At 65.7% G+C, this 18,468-nt stretch carries 20 protein-coding genes and 1 tRNA gene; 13 read left to right on the forward strand and 8 right to left on the reverse strand.

Annotation, left to right across the window (positions count from 1 at the left end; genetic code table 11):
- Nucleotides 1–111: 111 nt before the first annotated feature.
- On the forward strand, nt 112–786 hold the full coding sequence (locus tag CH273_RS05545; protein WP_027494494.1) for a Crp/Fnr family transcriptional regulator: 675 nt from the start codon (nt 112–114) through the stop codon (nt 784–786).
- On the opposite strand, the gene CH273_RS05550 is transcribed toward CH273_RS05545, so the two are convergent.
- On the reverse strand, nt 783–1,574 hold the full coding sequence (locus CH273_RS05550; protein ID WP_032395259.1) for an MBL fold metallo-hydrolase: 792 nt from the start codon (nt 1,572–1,574) through the stop codon (nt 783–785). The genes CH273_RS05545 and CH273_RS05550 overlap by 4 nt on opposite strands.
- A gap of 58 nt (nt 1,575–1,632) precedes the next feature.
- On the opposite strand from CH273_RS05550, the gene CH273_RS05555 reads away from it, so the two are divergent.
- A complete protein-coding gene (locus tag CH273_RS05555; RefSeq protein WP_032395260.1) occupies nt 1,633–2,487 on the forward strand; it encodes a Gfo/Idh/MocA family protein in 855 nt (284 codons plus the stop codon).
- A gap of 67 nt (nt 2,488–2,554) precedes the next feature.
- On the opposite strand, the gene CH273_RS05560 is transcribed toward CH273_RS05555, so the two are convergent.
- Nucleotides 2,555–3,013: a RidA family protein gene (locus CH273_RS05560; RefSeq protein WP_032395261.1), complete on the reverse strand. Its 459-nt coding sequence runs from the start codon at nt 3,011–3,013 to the stop codon at nt 2,555–2,557.
- Between the two features lie 4 nt (nt 3,014–3,017).
- A complete protein-coding gene (locus CH273_RS05565; protein ID WP_094609297.1) occupies nt 3,018–3,185 on the reverse strand; it encodes a DUF4177 domain-containing protein in 168 nt (55 codons plus the stop codon).
- Between the two features lie 47 nt (nt 3,186–3,232).
- Between CH273_RS05565 and CH273_RS05570 the strand changes: the two genes are divergently transcribed.
- From CH273_RS05570 to CH273_RS05580, 3 genes are read left to right on the forward strand one after another with little or no spacing between them, the layout of a single operon-like run.
- Nucleotides 3,233–4,588, forward strand: coding sequence for a wax ester/triacylglycerol synthase domain-containing protein (locus tag CH273_RS05570; protein WP_052049470.1), 1,356 nt, complete (start codon nt 3,233–3,235; stop codon nt 4,586–4,588).
- A 45-nt stretch (nt 4,589–4,633) separates the two neighbouring features.
- Complete coding sequence (locus CH273_RS05575) at nt 4,634–5,641, forward strand: ArsA family ATPase (protein ID WP_032395264.1); 1,008 nt, start codon at nt 4,634–4,636, stop codon at nt 5,639–5,641.
- On the forward strand, nt 5,638–6,768 hold the full coding sequence (locus tag CH273_RS05580; protein WP_032395265.1) for an ArsA family ATPase: 1,131 nt from the start codon (nt 5,638–5,640) through the stop codon (nt 6,766–6,768). The genes CH273_RS05575 and CH273_RS05580 overlap by 4 nt, the downstream gene beginning before the upstream one ends.
- A gap of 44 nt (nt 6,769–6,812) precedes the next feature.
- Here the strand turns inward: CH273_RS05580 and CH273_RS05585 are convergent, their stop codons facing one another.
- The gene (locus tag CH273_RS05585; RefSeq protein WP_008712729.1) at nt 6,813–7,136 is read right to left on the reverse strand and encodes a WhiB family transcriptional regulator; all 324 of its coding nucleotides are present in this window, start codon (nt 7,134–7,136) and stop codon (nt 6,813–6,815) included.
- Nucleotides 7,137–7,430: 294 nt separating this feature from the next.
- Between CH273_RS05585 and CH273_RS05590 the strand changes: the two genes are divergently transcribed.
- Nucleotides 7,431–9,779 carry a penicillin-binding protein gene (locus CH273_RS05590; protein WP_032395266.1) on the forward strand — a complete coding sequence of 783 codons (2,349 nt, stop codon included), beginning with the start codon at nt 7,431–7,433 and terminating at the stop codon, nt 9,777–9,779.
- 66 nt (nt 9,780–9,845) lie between these two features.
- Here CH273_RS05590 and CH273_RS05595 read toward each other — a convergent pair whose 3' ends face one another.
- Complete coding sequence (locus tag CH273_RS05595) at nt 9,846–10,310, reverse strand: GatB/YqeY domain-containing protein (protein ID WP_032395267.1); 465 nt, start codon at nt 10,308–10,310, stop codon at nt 9,846–9,848.
- Between the two features lie 155 nt (nt 10,311–10,465).
- Here CH273_RS05595 and CH273_RS05600 point away from each other — a divergent pair, with 155 nt between their 5' ends.
- Entirely contained in the window at nt 10,466–11,434 is a 969-nt protein-coding gene (locus tag CH273_RS05600) for a metallophosphoesterase (RefSeq protein ID WP_032395561.1), read from the forward strand.
- A 17-nt stretch (nt 11,435–11,451) separates the two neighbouring features.
- Nucleotides 11,452–11,525 (forward strand) — tRNA-Pro (locus tag CH273_RS05605).
- 129 nt (nt 11,526–11,654) lie between these two features.
- Here the strand turns inward: CH273_RS05605 and CH273_RS05610 are convergent.
- Entirely contained in the window at nt 11,655–12,620 is a 966-nt protein-coding gene (locus CH273_RS05610; RefSeq protein ID WP_032395268.1) for an NADP-dependent oxidoreductase, read from the reverse strand.
- 139 nt (nt 12,621–12,759) lie between these two features.
- Here CH273_RS05610 and CH273_RS05615 point away from each other — a divergent pair, with 139 nt between their 5' ends.
- The 5 genes from CH273_RS05615 (at nt 12,760) to CH273_RS05635 (ending at nt 16,634) form a co-directional block, all read left to right on the forward strand.
- The gene (locus CH273_RS05615) at nt 12,760–13,686 is read left to right on the forward strand and encodes a LysR family transcriptional regulator (protein WP_032395269.1); all 927 of its coding nucleotides are present in this window, start codon (nt 12,760–12,762) and stop codon (nt 13,684–13,686) included.
- 23 nt (nt 13,687–13,709) lie between these two features.
- A complete protein-coding gene (locus tag CH273_RS05620) occupies nt 13,710–14,150 on the forward strand; it encodes an SRPBCC family protein (protein ID WP_032395270.1) in 441 nt (146 codons plus the stop codon).
- 86 nt (nt 14,151–14,236) lie between these two features.
- Nucleotides 14,237–15,139 carry an ABC transporter ATP-binding protein gene (locus CH273_RS05625; protein WP_032395271.1) on the forward strand — a complete coding sequence of 301 codons (903 nt, stop codon included), beginning with the start codon at nt 14,237–14,239 and terminating at the stop codon, nt 15,137–15,139.
- Nucleotides 15,136–15,882, forward strand: a complete 747-nt coding sequence (locus tag CH273_RS05630; protein WP_032395272.1) for an ABC transporter permease — start codon at nt 15,136–15,138, stop codon at nt 15,880–15,882. Before CH273_RS05625 ends, CH273_RS05630 begins: the two co-directional genes overlap by 4 nt.
- Entirely contained in the window at nt 15,879–16,634 is a 756-nt protein-coding gene (locus CH273_RS05635; RefSeq protein WP_032395273.1) for an ABC transporter permease, read from the forward strand. The genes CH273_RS05630 and CH273_RS05635 overlap by 4 nt, the downstream gene beginning before the upstream one ends.
- A 50-nt stretch (nt 16,635–16,684) precedes the next feature.
- On the opposite strand, the gene CH273_RS05640 is transcribed toward CH273_RS05635, so the two are convergent.
- Complete coding sequence (locus tag CH273_RS05640; protein ID WP_032395274.1) at nt 16,685–17,656, reverse strand: LLM class F420-dependent oxidoreductase; 972 nt, start codon at nt 17,654–17,656, stop codon at nt 16,685–16,687.
- Between the two features lie 9 nt (nt 17,657–17,665).
- On the reverse strand, nt 17,666–18,466 hold the full coding sequence (locus CH273_RS05645; RefSeq protein WP_032395275.1) for an SDR family NAD(P)-dependent oxidoreductase: 801 nt from the start codon (nt 18,464–18,466) through the stop codon (nt 17,666–17,668).
- Nucleotides 18,467–18,468: the final 2 nt, after the last annotated feature.

Genomic DNA, 18,468 nt, shown 5'->3' on the forward strand with positions numbered 1-18,468 from the left:
GTCGGCGTCGACGCCTGAACTGCACCGCAGTTCGGTGCATGGCACGAACTGTGTACAAACGCTTTCGGTGGTGCGGGTTGCCGCGTCACCGACATCCCAAAAGGAGCGCAAGTGGACGACGTCCTGGCACGGGCCGGCATCTTCCAAGGAGTCGAACCCTCTGCGGTTGCGGCACTGACGAAGCAGCTGCAGCCTGTCGATTTCCCCCGCGGACACGTCGTGTTCAACGAGGGCGAGCCCGGAGACCGGCTCTACATCATCGTCTCCGGCAAGATCAAGCTCGGGCGACGCTCCCCCGACGGTCGCGAGAACCTGCTGACGATCATGGGACCGTCGGACATGTTCGGCGAGCTGTCGATCTTCGACCCCGGCCCCCGTACGTCCTCGGCCACCACGGTCACCGAGGTGCGCGCGGTCAGCATGGATCGAGCTGCGCTCAAGGACTGGATCGATCAGCGCCCGGAGATCGCCGAGCAGTTGCTGCGCGTGCTGGCCCGCCGGTTGCGTCGCACCAACAACAACCTGGCCGACCTCATCTTCACCGACGTTCCCGGACGCGTCGCGAAGGCGCTGCTGCAGCTGGCCCAGCGCTTCGGCACCCAGGAAGCGGGCTCGCTGCGCGTCACCCACGACCTGACGCAGGAAGAGATCGCTCAGCTCGTCGGCGCCTCTCGCGAGACCGTCAACAAGGCACTGGCCGACTTCGCACACCGCGGATGGCTGCGCCTCGAGGGCAAGTCCGTGCTGATCTCGGACTCCGAGCGTCTGGCACGCCGAGCTCGCTAGCTCTCGCGGAGGTAGGCCAGCTGCGTCTTGACCGACATCCGCGCAGCAGGCCACAACTTCTTGTCCACGTCCGCATAGACGTGGCGTACCACCTGCATCGGTTTCGCGTTCTCGCCGAGTTCGGCGAGCGCCGAGCGAACCTGATCCAGCCGCTGCCGACGGTGAGCGCGATACGCCCGCGCCACCTCGGCGGTGTCCGGCAACTCCGGCCCGTGACCGGGAAGCACGGTCTTCCCCGCACCGGCCGCTTCGAGCCGGTCCAACGACTGCAGATAATCCGCGAGCGAGCCGTCCTTCGGGTCGAGCACCGTGGTGCCGCGGCCGAGGACGGTATCTCCCGTCAGGACCGCGTCGTCGAGCACGAAACTCACCGAATCCGCGGTGTGACCCGGCGTGTGCAGAACCTCGATCCGAAGACCCGCGGCCTCGATGACCTCGCCGTGGGCCAGAGCAGCGCCGTCCCCGTGCAGGAACTTCTCCCCGACCGCGCGCACCGGAGCCGCCGTCTTTCGGTGAAAACGCTTCAGCCCGCCGGTGTGATCGGCGTGGCGATGGGTCACCAGGGTCAGCACCACCGTGCCCGACGCGGCGACGGCGTCGAGGTGGGCTCGGTCCTTCGGCCCCGGATCGACGACGATGCATTCCTCGGAACCCGGTGCCTGGAGAATCCAGGTGTTGGTTCCGTCGAGGGTCATCTTGCCCGGGTTGTCGGCGAGCAGAACCGACGCGGTCGGCGTCACCTGCCGGCGTAGTCCGTACGCGGGATGCTGGGGATTCGAAACGGCCATTGAAACACTGTAGGTCGCCGACCCCAGCTCGTGTCCATGCGGACTACCGTCGACACCTATGAAGATCGGACTCGTCGGAGCGGGCCCCTGGGCCCGCAAGACTCAAGCCCCCTCGTTGCTCGCTCATCCCGCCGTCGACTTCGCCGGAGTGTGGGCCCGACGGCCCGAGGCGGCGGCCGAGATGGGGGCACCGGTCTTCGAATCGTTCGAAGCCCTGCTGAGCGCGGTCGACGCGGTGGCCTTCGCGGTACCACCGGCCGTGCAAGCCGGGTACGCGCTCCGCGCGGTCCAGGCAGGCAAACATGTGTTGCTGGACAAGCCGATTGCCGCAACAGTGGCCGAGGCCGAGGAACTGGCCTCGGCGGTGACGGCAGCGGGCGTGCGCTCGATGGTGACGCTGACCCTCCGATTCGCCCCGGAGACAAGGCGATTCCTCGACGCGGCCGCCGGTCGCGCGTGGGCCGCGGGCTCGGGAACCTGGTTTTCCGGTGCCGTCCTCGGCGGGGCGTACGCGAACTCCCAGTGGCGACACGACGACGGGGCGATCCTCGACATCGGACCACACGTGTTCGATCTGCTCGATGCAGCGCTGGGAACCATTGCGCGCGTTGCCTACTCGCACCGAGAGGTGGCGTCGGACAGTTGGACGGTGCTGCTCGAACACGAAGGCGGAGCCCGCAGCACAGTGCAGTTGTCCCTGCGGACGCCGATCATGCCGTCTCTGATGCGGATAGAACTCAGCGGCACCGACGGAGTCGAGACACTCACCGATCGATCGACCTCGTCGACCGACTGCTTCGCCGTCCTGCTGGACGAATTCCTCGAGTCGGTCGACAAGGGTGTCGATCACGAATGCTCGGTACACCGAGGCCTGCACCTACAGAAGGTGATCAGTGCGGCTACGCCGCAGTGACATGTGCGGCTACGCCCCAGTGGCGTGGTTGAGTGCCCCAGAGAGCACACAACCACACCACTGCGCGTCAGCGCAGTTCGACGATGAGCTCCACTTCCACCGAAGCACCGAGGGGCAGTTCGGCGACACCCACGGCCGAGCGTGCGTGCTTGCCAGCATCGCCGAAGATCTCACCGATGACGTTCGACGCCCCGTTGATCACCCCGGGCTGACCGGTGAATCCCGGTGCGGAGGCGACGAACCCGACCGCCTTGATCACCCGGGCCACCGAATCGATGCCAACGAGCGCGTGCACGGCGGCGAGCGCGTTCAGGGCACAGATGCGTGCCGCAGCGGTGGCGTCCTCAGCGGTGACGTCGGCACCGACCTTGCCCACGGACGTCAGGTTTCCGTCCACGATCGGCAACTGGCCGGAGGTGTGGACGAGCGAGCCCACCTGCACCGCCGGGACGTAGGCCGCCAGCGGCGGGACGACGTCGGGCAGCTCGATGCCCAGCTCGGACAGTCGTTCGCTCCAGTTCGCCACGCGCTCAGGCCTTCGGACGCTTGAAGTACGCGACCAACGTGTCGCCGCCGTTGGGCCCCGCCATGATCGTGACGAGCTCCCAGCCCTCGGAGCCGTAGTTGTCGAGAATCTGCTTGGTGGCATGAATCAGAACCGGTGCGGTGAAGTACTCCCAGATGATCTTTTCGCTCATGACTGTCGAGCCTATCGCCCACGCGGTGCCGGAACTACAGTCGTCGCATGGGTCGGCTCGATATCAAGGACGCCATCTATCACTTCGCGCGCAACCTCGGTGATTCTCGAGACCAGTTCTCCCTGACGGTGTTCGACTCGGTCGATCGCGCCGCGCCCTCGTTCGAGGAGGTCGTCGCGCACATGGAAACCCGTGTGCCCCTCGTTCCCGGCCTGGGGCTACGGCTTCGGGAGGCACCGCTGAACCTGGACTACCCGCGATGGGTACCCGACACGTCCCCGGTGTCCGAACGGATGTCCGACCACGATCTCGGCGGTGCTCCCTGGGCCGATTTCGAGGCCTTGATGGGCGACCTGCTCCGTACTCGTCTCGATCCGAGAGACCACTCCTGGCACGCGCACGTGGTGCGCGGAGTCGGTTCTGCTCCGCTGGTGCAGGGAGCGGTCACGGTGGTGATACTGCAGGTCGGACACGCCCTGACCGATGGCCTCGGCGTCTCGAAGATGGTTCGCGCACTGTTCGAGGCACAGTCCTCGGCAGGCGCGGCACCGTCTCCGCAGACCGAACCCGAGCGGGAGCACCCCGTTGCCGGCGTGTTGAGTGCGGTGGTCCGGGCACCGGTGGATCTCGCGCGATCGCGGTGGGAGGCCCGCCGCGCGATTCGCGCCTACCGGGGTACGACGCCCGGTCCGCCTGCGGTGCCCGCCACGTCGATCAACCGGGCCGTGGGGCCGTATCGAGTCGTCCGGATAGTGCCTATGCAGGCGACGGAGGTCCGCGTGGGTGCCGCGTCGTTGACGGTGTCCGCTCTCTGCGCCGTCGGCCCGTGCCTCGATCGGTATCTCGGCGACGGTCACGGGACACTGTCCGAGACCGGAGGCATCGTGTCGGCGTTCGTCCCGATGGTCCTGCCTCGCGATACGGAGTGGCCTGCAGCGAATCGCGCGGTGGTCGGAACGGTCGATCTCCACGTCGGCGAACCCGATCTCGAGAAGCGGGCCGAGCTGATCACTCGGTCGCTCGCAGTCGAACGAGCCAGAGTGACGGCCGCGCCACTGCTTCGCATCTCGCGAGCGGACGAGCGGGTGCCCGCGCCGATCGTCCGATTCGTCCAGGGACGTCGATTCCGAAAACGCGACCGCTCTCCGTCACGCGTCGGGGCTCAGACAACCGTGGTCAGTGTCGACCGTGGCCGCGCGAATCTCGAGCTGTGCGGTGCCGTTTCGCGCTTCTCGGCGGGCTTTCCGTTCCTCGAAGACGGCCGGTGTCTCAACCACGGGATCTTCGGCATCGGCTCTGTGGTGACGGTTGCCATGGTCGCCTGTCCCGACGCAGTTCCGGATCTCGACGGCTACACCCGGCAATTGGTCGACCGACTCCGCCGACACTCGGGGCAGAGTTAGAGACTTCGGTCGGACGCCCGGGGACGACCTCTATATGGTCGGGGTGTGGGTATAGCGAACGAAGAGGGATGGCCGGCGAAGGCAGATGCCGCGCGGCTGCATTTCGTGTCCGGTAAGGGTGGCACCGGCAAGACGACGGTCGCTGCCGCATTGGCGCTGGCGCTCGCGGCAGGCGGTCGACGGGTGTTGCTGGTCGAGGTCGAGGGCCGACAGGGCATCGCGCAGCTCTTCGACGTGCCCCAGCTTCCGCCGCAGGAGACGCGGGTCGCCTCGGCGGACGGCGGCGGTGAGGTCTACGCACTGGCGATCGACATCGAGACCGCGTTCCTCGAATACCTGGAGATGTTCTACAACCTCGGCTTCGCCGGCCGCGCGATGCGCAAGATCGGTGCCATCGAGTTCGCGACGACCATCGCACCCGGTCTGCGCGATGTACTGCTCACCGGCAAGGTCAAGGAATGTGTGGTGCGGACCGACAAGAAGGGCAACCGCATCTACGACGAGGTCGTCGTCGACTCGCCGCCGACCGGCCGCATCGGAAACTTTCTGGACGTCACCAAGGCCATGGCAGATCTCGCCAAGGGCGGACCGGTTCGTTCACAGAGCGAGGGCGTGGTGCGGTTGCTGCACTCGGCCGACACCGTCGTGCACCTGGTGACGCTGCTCGAGGCGCTGCCGGTCCAGGAGACCGCCGACGCTGTGCGCGAGCTGGAGGCGGCCGATCTTCGGCTCGGCACGGTGATCGTCAATCGCACCGAACCGACGTACCTGCCTGCCGAGTCCCTCGACGCCATCGCCGGGGGCGAGATCGATGCCGTCGCCATCCAGGACGGTCTCGCCAAGACCGGAATCACGTTGTCCGAAGCGGACTTCGCGGGGTTGCTCACCGAATCGATCGAGCATGCGGCGACGCTCTCGGCTCAGGTGGAGAGCGCAACCACGCTCGACGAACTCGACGTCGCGCGGATGTCGCTGCCGATGTTGGCCGACGGTGTCGATCTCGGCGGCTTGTACGAGATCGCCGCCAAGCTCGCAGAACAGGGTGTCCGATGACGCGACCAGTAGCAACCGAACTCGATGTCGACCGCATTCTGACCGATCCCACGTCGCGAATCGTCGTCGTCTGTGGGGCGGGCGGTGTCGGCAAGACGACCACCGCGGCAGCGATGGCGCTGCGCGCCGCCGAGCAGGGCAGGCGCGTGGTGGTGCTGACGATCGATCCGGCCCGCCGCCTGGCTCAGGCACTCGGTCTCGGCGATCTCGACAACAGCCCGCAGCCGGTGAAGTTGGGTGCCGGCGCCAAGGGTGAACTGCACGCGATGATGCTGAACATGCGACGCACCTTCGACGAGATGGTCATCGAGCACTCGACGCCGGAGAAGGCCGAGCAGGTGTTGGCCAATCCGTTCTATCAGACTGTGGCGTCGTCGTTTTCGGGCACGCAGGAGTACATGGCGATGGAGAAGTTAGGGCAGCTGTCCCTCGACTCGTCGTGGGATCTGATCGTGGTGGATACTCCGCCGTCGCGCAACGCACTGGACTTCCTCGATGCGCCGCAGCGACTCGGCTCGTTCCTAGACGGCCGTTTCATCCGACTGCTCACCGCTCCGGGTCGCGGCATCACCCGCGTGGTCACCAGCGCGATGAGCTTGGCCATGCGCGGCGTGTCCACCGTGATCGGTAGCCAAATGCTTTCCGACGCATCGGCTTTCGTTCAGTCGCTCGATTCGATGTTCGGTGGCTTCCGCGAGCGGGCGACGCGTACCTACCAGTTGCTACGCGAGGACGGCACCAGCTTCCTCGTCGTCGCTGCCGCAGAGCCGGATGCACTTCGCGAGGCAGCGTTCTTCGTGGAGCGGTTGTCCGCGGAGAAGATGCCGCTGGCCGGCTTGGTGGTGAACCGGACGCACCCGACGTTGTCGACGGTGCAGGCCGATCACGCAGCGACGGCGGCAGATCTGCTCGATCGAATCGAGGACCCCGGCGCGGACCTGACCGCTGCCGTCCTCCGAATCCACGCCCAGCGCGCGGTCACGGCAGCGCGGGAGGTGCGGTTGCTTCGACGCTTCACCGGTGCGCACCCCCGGGTGCCCATCGTCGGTGTGCCGTCGCTGCCGTTCGAGGTCTCCGACCTCGCTGCGCTGCGCGCAGTGGCCGATCAGCTGACCCGCAAGGGCTAGATCGGCTGACCCGCACGGGCCGGGTCAGCCGTGCCCGGCATTGGCTAGATAGCTGCTTGCTGCTGACGCTGGGTCTCGAAGAACTCGGACCAGGAGTCGACCTCGGGGTGCTGCTTGAGCAGCGCCCGGCGTTGGCGTTCGGTCATGCCACCCCACACACCGAACTCGACGCGGTTGTCCAGTGCATCCGCACCGCACTGCATCAGCACGGGGCAGTGCCGGCAGATGGTGGCGGCCTTGCGCTGCGCTGCACCCCGGACGAAGAGCTGGTCCGGGTCAGTGCCCTTGCAACGGGCGTGCGACACCCAGGCGATGCGTGCCTCTGCTTCTTCTACATCGAGTCGCGTCGGCGCTGTTGTCGTGTGCATGCGGATACCCCTTTGCGTTGCGGACGTCCTCACTGGACGTCCCGGAGGCTCGAAGCGGTTTGTACCTCGTCGGTCGAAGCACAAATTCTAGGAGCTGCCCCACATTCATTATCAAGTGTTATGCGAATCACACCGTGTTCATAATTTAGGTAACGCGAGCCCCGAATGCAAGACGGCGAGGTCACATTTCTGGTACGGCCGTCCCGAGCAGGGGCGCAGCACACAGCGCATGCAGGCCTCTGCCGGTCCGAGCGGTACCCACGTACGCTGTGCTCTGTGTCAGTTGGAAAAACCGTGGCGAAGCTCGCCGGATGTTCAGCACTCGCCGGTGCATTGCTCGCCGGCGTGATGTTCCCCTTGGCCGGCGGGTTCGGGTACGCCTCCAACCGCGCCGCCGATACCGTCGACAACGTCTCGGCCGAGTTGGTGGAAGGCGCAGTGCCTGCCGTCTCGACGATGACGGACGTCAACGGCACGCCCATCGCCTGGCTGTACGAGCAGCGTCGATTCGAGGTGCCGAGCGACCAGATCTCCAACGAGATGAAACTCGCCATCGTCTCGATCGAGGACCGCCGCTTCGCCGAGCACCAGGGTGTGGACTGGCAGGGCACGCTCCGAGCGTTCCTGACCAACACCACCAGTGGGCAGGTCGAGCAGGGCGCATCCACCATCGACCAGCAGTACGTGAAGAACTATCAGCTGCTCGTGGTGGCCAAGACCGACGCCGAGCGCCGCGCAGCCATCGAGACGACCCCCGCCCGCAAGATCCGCGAGATCCGCATGGCGTTGACGCTCGACAAGGAACTGACCAAGGACGAGATCCTCACCCGGTACCTCAACCTGGTGCCGTTCGGCAACGCGTCCTTCGGCATCCAGGACGCGGCCCAGACCTACTTCGGCATCGACGCAAGCCAGCTCAGCGCCGTCCAGGCCGCGATGCTCGCGGGCATGGTGCAGTCCAGCTCGGCGCTCAACCCGTACACCAACGAGGAGGGCGTGATCGAGCGCCGGAACACCGTGCTCGACACGATGATCCAGAACCTCCCCGAACGCGCCGACGAGCTCGCTGCCCTCAAGTCCGAGCCGCTCGGTGTACTACCGGTCCCCCAGACCCTGCCCCGCGGATGCATCGCAGCAGGTGACCGCGGATTCTTCTGCGACTACGCACTGCAGTACCTCGCCGACGCAGGCATCAGCCGGGAGCAGATCGACAAGGGCGGCTACCTCATCCGCACGACGCTCGATCCCTCGGTGCAGAACTCCACCAAGGCCGCCCTGGTCGGCAACACCAGCCCCTCGCTCGACGGTGTCGCCACGGTGATGAACGTCGTCGCACCGGGACAGGATCAACACCGCATCCTCGCGATGGGCAGCAGCCGCACCTACGGACTCGACGCCGATGCCGACGAAACCGTGCAGCCGCAGCCGTACTCGTTGATCGGCAACGGCGCGGGCTCGATCTTCAAGATCTTCACCACCGCCGCGGCGATGGAACGCGGACTCGGCACCAGCGCGACGCTGCAGGTTCCGCGTCGTGTCGAGGTCAAGGGCGTCGGTGACGGCGGAGCACGGAACTGCCCGGCAGCGACGTACTGCGTCGAGAACGCCGGCAACTACCCGCCCGCCCTCTCCATCACCGACGCCTTGGCCCAGTCCCCCAACACGGCGTTCGTCAAGCTGATCGAGTCGGTCGGGGTCACCCCGACGGTCGACATGGCCGTCCGCCTCGGCCTGCGCTCGTACACGAACCCCGGTTCCTCGGGAACCGACCAGTCCATGGCCGATTTCCAGAAGGACCAGAACCTCGGCTCGTTCACCCTCGGACCCACCTGGGTGAACCCCCTCGAGCTGTCCAACGTTGCCGCCACGCTGGCCTCCGGCGGCAAGTGGTGCCCGCCCACCCCGATCGACTCGGTCTTCGATCGCGAAGGCAAGCCCGTTCCCGTCACCCAGCAGGCCTGTGAGCAGGTCGTCGAGCCCGGACTGGCCAACACTCTCGCCAACGCGATGAGCAAGGACGACCAGGCAGGCGGCACGTCCGCATCCGCCGCAGGATCGGTCGGCTGGACGTTGCCGATGTCCGGCAAGACCGGCACCACCGAGTCGCACCGGTCGTCCGGCTTCCTCGGCTTCACCAACAACTACGCCGCGGCCGTCTACACCTACGGCGACTCTCCGACACCCAGCGAGATCTGCTCGTTCCCGCTGCGGCCCTGCGGGTCCGGAAACCTGTACGGCGGTAACGAACCGGCCAGGACGTGGTTCGACGCGATGAGCCCGATCGCCAACAATTTCGGACCCGTCTCGTTGCCACCCGTCGACCAGAAGTACGTCCGCGGCTCGGCCAACGGCCAGGTACCCGACGTCACCGGCCAGAGCCAGTCGTCTGCAACCGCGACCCTGCAGGGTGCGGGCTTCCAGGTGACGGTGGCCACCACGGCCGACCAGGCGGCCCGCGGCACCGTGGTGTCGACGTCGCCGTCGGGCTCGGCGGTCCCCGGGTCGAACATCACGATCTACGTCAGTGACGGTTCGGTTCGGCCTGCCCCCGCCCCGACGCCCTCGTTGCCGAACATTCAGATTCCGGACCTGCCGCCGGGAATCCAGATCCCGGCGATCCCCGGTATCACCGTTCCTCGGTAGTGCCTACGACAGTGGTGCGGTTATGTGCCCCAAGGGGCACGCAACCGCACCACTGCGCGGAGCGCACTACAAGCGGTCTTTGACAGCCTTCGACAGGCGCGATCCGTCGGCCTTGCCCGCGGCGAGTCCCGACGCGATCTTCATGACCTGACCCATCTGCTTCATCGCCGGTCGCTCCCCGAGATCCTCGGCGACCTGCGCGATGGCGGTGTCGACGATGTTCGCCAGTTCCTCGTCGGTCAACGGCGTGGGCAGGTACTCGTCGATGATCTGCGCCTCGGCGCGCTCGTTCGCAGCGAGTTCGCCGCGGCCGTTCTGCGTGTAGATCTCGGCCGACTCGCCGCGCTTCTTCGCTTCCTTGGCAAGCACTTTGAGAACGTCGTCGTCGGTCAGGTCGTGGGCCTCCTTGCCGGAGACCTCCTCGGTCTGGATGGCGGCGAGAATCATGCGCAGCGTTGCCAGGCGGAGTTTGTCCTTCGCCTTCATCGCTGCGGTGAGGTCGGTACGGAGGCGGGCCTTGAGTTCGGACATGGCGGAAACGCTACGCGGCGCAGTCGTCGGCCCGCACGTCCATATCCGGTTGCTGCCGTATCGTGGATGAGGTGTCCGCACAATTCAGTCCCTCGTTTCTCCGCACCTCGACGCAACTGCGCAGTGCCTCCACGCAACTGCGCTCTGCCGCAGAGCTGGCGCGAGATGCCGTCAGGGCGTCACCGCTGAAGAGTTCGGTGATCGGGACGGCAGGAGCCGCCGCGCTCGGGGTCGGATACGCCACACTCATCGAGCGCAATGCGTTCACGCTGCGCGAGACGTCCATGGCGGTGCTCGAGCCGGGTTCGGCGACGCTCCGCGTGCTGCACATCAGCGATCTGCACATGATGCCCGGCCAGCGGATGAAGCAGAACTGGCTGCGTGAGCTGGACCGACTCGACCCCGATCTGGTCGTCAACACCGGAGACAACCTCTCGCACCAGCGCGCAGTGCCCAGCGTCGTACAGGCGCTGGGGCCACTGCTGGCCAGGCCGGGTCTGTTCGTGTTCGGCAGCAACGACTACTTCGCGCCCAAGCCGAAGAACCCGTTCAAGTACTTCGACAAGAATCACAAGCGCACCACCGGCGACTCGTTGCCCTGGCGCGATCTGCGCGCCGCGTTCTCCGAGCGGGGTTGGCTGGACGTGACGCACGTACGCCGCGAACTGGAGGTTGCCGGGGTGCGAATCGCGTCGGCGGGCGTCGACGATCCGCATCTGAAGCGCGACCGCTACGACACCATCGCCGGCCAGCCGAACCCGCTGGCAGACCTGCGCCTGGGCATCACCCATTCGCCGGAGCCACGCGTGCTGGACAAGTTCGCCCAGGACGGCTACGACCTCGTCCTCGCCGGTCACACCCACGGGGGCCAGCTGTGCCTGCCGTTCTACGGTGCCCTGGTGACCAACTGCGAGATCGACCGTTCGCGCGTCAAGGGGCCGTCCAAGTGGGGCGCACACACCCAACTGCACGTCTCCGCGGGCATCGGCACGTCACCGTACGCGCCTGCACGGTTCTGCTGCAGGCCCGAGGCCACCCTCATCACGCTGACTCCGGCCCCGAGAATGGGTCCGAAAAACGTCTCCGACGAGGGCGTTTCGCGTTCCGAGGCAGTCGTGAGTTAGACTTCTGCAGCGGTACACGGGGTGTGGCGCAGCTTGGTAGCGCGCTTCGTTCGGGACGAAGAGGTCGTGGGTTCGAATCCCGCCACCCCGACAGTTGGACAGACCAGAAAGTGGCCCTGGCCGGAGAAATCCGACCAGGGCCACTTTTGTTTCACAGGCGCTGCCGTTTCGGAGCCCCTCTGCCGCTTCAGAGGTACTTCCGTCTCAGGGGAACGCCGTGTCAGGGGACCAGAATCAGCTTCCCCGGCGCATGTCCCGCCAGCCCGGCTTCGTGGGCGAGTGACGCCTGATCGAGGGGGTAAGTGGCGTCGACGATGACCCGCAGTTCTCCGCTCCTCACTTTCTCGATGAGCTCACCGCGTGCGGCAGCTCTGAACGCAGCACCCGAATCCTCCCCCGGCCCGTAACCCAACACCTTGATTCCCGCCTCCGCGCGACGGGCGGATCCGGTGATGGATGCGATGCGACGACGGTCCCCGACGAGTTCGAGTGACGAATCGAGGGCTTCGTCGGTGCCGACGAGATCCAGTGCCGCATCGATCTTCTTCGGAACGGCATTGCGGACCCGGTCGACCAGACCCGGACCGTAGGTTACCGGTGTTGCGCCCAGGCTCCGCAACAGGTCGTGGTTTCGCTCCGCTGCGGTGGCCACGACGGCCGCGCCGAGGGCCTGCGCCAATTGCACGGCCATGAGGCCGACGCCTCCCGCGCCGCCGTGCACGAGAACGGTCTCCCCCGAACCGACACCGGCGGCGTGGAGTGCATGAGCTGCTGTGGTGCCGGTCAACATGAGTCCCCCTGCCTCGGGCCACGGCATCGCGGACGGCTTGGCGAACAGGGAGTCCGACTGGACGACGACGTAGTCGGCGTAAGCGGCGGTGACCGGGTAGACAACGACCTCGTCGCCGACCCGCACATCGGTCACGTCCCGGCCGACGGCGCTCACCACGCCGGCACATTCGAGGCCCAGTTGCGGAAGGGGCTCGGATCCGACTCCGGCCGAATCGAGATGTTCGTCTTCGACTTCGTGGAACGCACCGCTGTACAGCTTCCAATCGATGGGGTTGACGCCGACTGCGCGCACCGTAACCACTACTGCGTCGTCGGAAGGTGCAGGAATCGGTGCCTCCACGACACCGAGGACGTCCGGGCTGCCGTAGGTGGTGGGTCGAATGATTCTGGCCATGTTCTTCTCTTTCGTGACGCTGAGGGGGCGCCGCTGAGGGCGCTGCAGTCGTAGAACGATTGAAGCCTCACGCTGGCATGATGTCTACTGCAAGTTATGCAGATTATTTTTGCGTGAGACGCAACTATTCGGAGGCCTGATGAGCGACGAGATCGATCTCAACCTGTTGCGGGTCTTCGCAGCAGTCATCGATACCGGCAGCGTGTCCGCTGCAGCGGCTCGTCTGCACCTGTCGATTCCCGCCACCAGCCGCGCGCTGACTCGGCTGCGAAATGCGATGAAAGATCCGATCGTCGTCCGCGCAGGCCGGGGCGTCGTACCTACGCCTTTTGCCCTCCGTGCAGCACCGAGAGTTCGGACGGTGCTGGATCTGGCCGCCGGCCTACGCGCAGACTCCGCGTCGGGCGAACCACACACGTGGGAAAGGACTTTCGTTGTTCGCATCAACGACGGTCTCACCCCAGTGGTTGCCCCCAGGCTGATCAGGCGCGTCGCTGCAGAGGCCCAGAACGTGACCGTGCGATTTGTGGCCCAAGACTCCAAAGCCCCCGAACCGCTCCGTGACGGCGCGATCGACCTCGACATCGGCGTTGCCGATCCGCCGCCACCGGACATGCGTTCGGAACAGCTCTTCGTCGACCACTTCGTCGCCCTGGTCTCCGCGAGTTCCGCACTGGCCACCGTCGACGAACTGACCCTCGACGACCTGTGCGCGTATCCCCACATATCCGCGTCCCGACGCGGCCTCTCGCGGGGACCACTCGACGACGCATTGCTGCGTCAGGGTAGGTCCCGACGCGTGGTCGCCGTCGTACCGACGTACGCGGTGGCCACCCTCCTCGCGTTGGAGGACGACCTGATCTGCTTGGTGCCGCGGGTGGTCGCACAACACCTCGCGGAGCGCCGGGTCCCGATCCGCTGGCACGAGATACCGGTCGAATTACCCTTGGCGACAGTCGAACTACGCTGGCATCGCCGCTCCGACGAGGATGCGCAGGCACAGTGGCTGAGAAACCATGTTCGGGCAGCGGTGAAGCCGCTGGAGATCGCACTCGGCGTACTGTGAGTCGACTCTGCCACCCCGAGCGAATGGATCTCACCACCATGCCGACCCCCACCCGCGTTCATGTCACCCATCGGTTCTCCTCACCGCCCGAGGTCGTCTTCGCGGCACTGTCCGAACACGAGAACCTCGGGCCGCTGTTCATGGCCAAGATCCGCCGGGTTCGGGACGGTGACACCTCACGCAATGGAGTCGGCTCAACCCGCAGTCTCAAACTCGGCCCGCTACCGGCGTTCGAGGAAACGACGATCACCTCCGAGCCGAATTCGCTGATCGAGTACCGCATCACCAAGGGCGGTCCGTTACGCGGCCACTGGGGCGTGCAGAAGTTGACGCCCACCACCGACGGCGGCACCGAGCTCGACTACACGATCGGATTCGACGCGCCCGTCCCCGGACTCGCTGCGATCGTCGGTAAGGCACTGACGTCGAGCATCTCGAAGAATTTGTCGCGCCTGGCGCCGTAGAGGTACGTGCGGCGTCATCCTCGAGTATGAGGATCTCGATACTCTCGTGCGACGACTCCCGATGATCGACGCGCCAGAGTCGAGGCATGGACATCGTCAGAACTCACGGCCTCGACAAGCGCTACGACACGCATACCGTCGTCGACGACGTGAACCTTCGCATTCCTGAGGGCTGCGTCTACGGCTTTCTCGGTCCGAACGGATCGGGCAAATCGACGACCATGAAAATGCTGCTGTCCCTGATTCGACCGACCTCGGGTGAGGTGGAGATCCTGGGTAGGCCGGTGAATCACGGCACCCGCCGCGAAGTGCTCTCGCACATCGGATCACTGATCGAAGCTCCGCCCGGGTACGGACATCTCACGGGTGCGGAGAACCTTCGTATCGTGCAGCGCTCTCTCGGATTGCGCGCCGAGCAGATCGAGCGGGCAGTAGCCACCGTCCGTCTGCAGGAACACCTCGACAAGAAGGTGAAGAACTACTCGCTGGGAATGAAACAGCGCCTGGGCATCGCGATGGCACTCGCGCGCGAACCACGACTTCTGATCCTGGACGAGCCCACCAACGGCTTGGACCCGGCCGGCATCGAAGAGATCCGAGGGTTGCTCCGTCATCTCGCCGAACACGGTGTGACAGTGATGGTCTCGAGCCATTTGCTCGGCGAGATCGACAAGACGGCGAACATGCTCGGAATCCTGAGCCAGGGCCGCCTGATTTTCCAAGGCACCCGCGACGAGCTGTTCGCCGCCTCCACTCCGGACGTGCTCATCGACGCGATCGATCCCAGCCGCGCGAGTTCGATTCTGCAACAGAAGATCCCGGTGCAGGTCGACGACCACACGTTGAGGCTCTCCGGCATCGACGATCGTGGTATCGCACAGGTGGTGGCGGAGCTCGTCGGCGCAAACGCAGGCGTCTACGGCGTTCGACGCGACGATCAGTCACTAGAGGACGTATTCATGAACCTGACGAAGGGCGGCCGATTGTGACGACCGTACGCAACGAATTCGCCAAACTCAGGCACCTGCACATCGGCGCGATCGCCGCACTGTTGGTCGCCGCGATCGTAGGGTTGACCTTCGTCGGCGCTCTCACCGCGGCGACGTCGAACGATTCGACCGCGGTCTCCTGGGCACTGCCACTGGCCGGGCTGTCCCTTGCCGTCCCCATCGCGTCGCCACTGCTGATCGCAGTGATGGCAAGCCGCACAGTGGAAGTCGAGCACCAGTCCAACGGCTGGTTACTGAACCAGACCACTGGAGCCGACCGCGGAGCCCTCGTGCGGGCGAAGCTCGTCTCGACGGGCCTCGTCGTCGGTGGCGCGACGGTGGCGGCCAGCGCTGCAGGTGTATTTCTGGGGACCGCCATCGGGGTGACGCAACCGTTGCCTGCCGGTCTGTGGTTGGGCTACACGGCGGCGGCGGTGACGGTGAACATCGTAATACTTGCACTCCACCTGCTGATTTCGGCGCGAGTGGACAACCAACTGGTCGCGCTGGGAATCGGCATCGTGGGTACCGTCATCGCGATCTGCGCCTCCGGATTCCCTTCCTGGGCAGCACACCTGACGCCGTGGGGGTACTACTCCTCGGCGTCCGCCGCCGACTACCGAGGCGAGCAGGTGGTGACACTGAACCCGTCCTACGTCAGCATCGTCGCTCTCGGAGTTGTCGGGGCAGTGTTGTTCTGGCTCATGACCGTTCGACTCGATCGACAGGAGGTACGAGCATGAATGCGTTTTCGGCAGAAATGATCAAGCTCAGGCGCTCGCAGGCATGGGCGGTCGTCGTTCTCCTCCCTCTGATCATCGCGGGGGTCGGAACGTTCAACACGATCGCGTCGGGCGCAGAGTTGGCAGAGGGATGGCGCACGTTGTGGTTGCGCACAGTCGTGTTCTACGGACTGTTCCCACTCGCACTCGGCGTTTCCGTACTGGCCTCGCTGGCGTGGAAATCCGAACACCGAGGAGGGAACTGGAATGCCCTGATGAGTGGGCCGGTGCCGTCGTTACGCATCGTGATCGCCAAGACGGCGGTGGTGGCAACACTGACTGCGGCCATGAACGTCGTCATGCTGGCAACCGTCGTCGTTGTCGGCAAGGTCGTCTTCTCGCTCGACGGCATGCTTCCTTCCGAGCTCTTCGTGACCAGTGCACTCGTCGTGGTGGGCTCGCTTCCGGTGGCGGCTCTGCAATCCGGTCTGTCGATGGCGATCAGGTCGTTCGCGGTGCCGATTGCCATCGCTCTCGTCGGGGCCGGTATATCGGTGTTCCTCCTCACCGCCGAGGTGACCGAGGCAATCTTCGTGTCGCCCTATGCACTGGCAACTCGCGCAACCCAACTGGCCTCCGGCACTTTCGGTGACTCGGGTTCGCTCACGACCGGCTCCGCACTGTCGGTGCTGACGGCCACGGCACTACTCACTGTCGTAGTCGTCGCAGTGACCGGCAGGGCACTCGACCGCAGAGACATCCACGTTCGGTGACAGCGCGAGACCCCGATCGACGGTCTCGATCGGGGTCTCGTCGCTTGTGCTCAGCTGGATGCAGCGCGCAGCTTCTCCAACAGTGGGCCTGCGGCCTCGGCGAGGAACCGTTCTTGGGTTTCGTCGCCCACCTGCACGAGGGCGATGTCGGTGTAACCGGCCTCCCAGTACGGCTTCACGGCCTCGACGATCGCGTCCAGGTCCGGTCCGCACGGAATCGTGTCGGCCACATCCTCTTTCCGCACGAACTTGGTCGCGCCGGCGAAACCGGCCGTCGTCGGAAGATCGGCGTTCACGGCCCAGCCACCGGCGAACCAGCGGAATCGATCGTGTGCGCGATCGATGGCCGCGTCCTTGTCCGGGTCCCAGGAGATGGGGATCTGGCCGATGGACCGCGCCGGGCCCTCGTGGTTGTCGGACCACGCCTTGACGAGACCGGCATCCGGCTCGGTGGCGATGAGGTGATCGCCGTACTCCGCGAACCGCGCCACCGCCTTCTCACCACCGGCGGCGATACCGATCGGCACGCCACCCTCGGGCAGGTCCCAGATCCGGGCGGAGTCGACGCGAAAGTGCTTGCCCTCGTACGTGACCAAGCCACCGGCGTGCAATGCGCGGATGATCTCGAGCGCCTCGACGAACATGTCCTGGCGCTTGTCGATGGACGGCCAACCCTCGCCGACGACGTGCTCGTTCAGGTTCTCACCACTGCCGAGCCCGAGGGTGAAGCGTCCGTCGGCCAGGATCTGCAACGTCGCAGCCTTCTGCGCGACGACGGCGGGGTGGTACCGGATGATCGGGCACGTCACGTACGTCATCAGCTCGACGCGTTCGGTGGCCTGAGCCACCGCGCCCAGAGTCGTCCAGGCGTACGGCGAGTGGCCCATGGACGAGAGCCACGGTGAGTAGTGATCGCTGCTGACCTCGAAGTCGAAGCCGACTTTCTCGGCACCGACGGCGTACTGCACCAACTCTTTCGGGCCGCTCTGCTCGGTCATCAAGGTGTATCCGAAATTGGTCATATGTGTCTCCTAGATAGTTGCGACGGAGCCGGCGTCGACTCGGTAGTTCGATCCGTTGACGAAGCTGGCGCGGTCCGAGCACAGGAAGGTGATCACCGAGGCGACTTCCTCGGGCTCGCCTCGACGTCCGAGTTCCATGTACGGACGCTCCTCGTCGAGGAAGCTCTCGACGGCACCGTCGCGGTCGGTGCCCTTCTCCTCGGCGCGTTTGTCCATCATCGCGTCGGTCATCGGGGTGTGGATGAACGCGGGAGAGACGGCGTTGACCAGTAGTCCCTCCGACGCGTAGCTGCGCGAGAGACCCTTGGCCAGAGCCAGAACCCCGGCTTTGGCCGAGCAATAAGGTAATTCGTCGTCGTAGGGCTGCACGGCATCCTCCGATGTCAACAGCACGATGCGTCCCCAACCGCCGCGGCGTAGCGCAGGCAGAAATGCCCGCAGCAGGCGGACCGGGCCCATCAGGTCGATGTCGAGGGTGGACCGCCACCCTTCCTCGTCGATCTCGTGGAACAGTCCCTGCGCTCCGGTCACGCCCGAGGACTGAACGAGAATGTCGATGTCGCCCACTGCCTTCTGCGTCTGTACTGCCAATTTCTCGACGGCCTCGGTGTCGGTCACATCCGCAGCGAACGCGAACAACCGGCCCTCCGCTGCCGCGAGTTCGGCCGCGGCGGCGTCGAGCGAGTCCTGATCCTTGTCGCTGATGACGACCCGAACGCCCTCGGCCAACAGCATTTTCGCCGTGTGCCAACCGATGCCGGAGTCGGCCCCGGTCACCAGCGCTGTTCTACCGTCGATTCCCAGATCCATAC

The sequence above is a fragment of the Rhodococcus sp. 05-339-2 genome, assembly GCF_002258965.1.
In the GTDB taxonomy this organism is placed as follows: domain Bacteria; phylum Actinomycetota; class Actinomycetes; order Mycobacteriales; family Mycobacteriaceae; genus Rhodococcoides.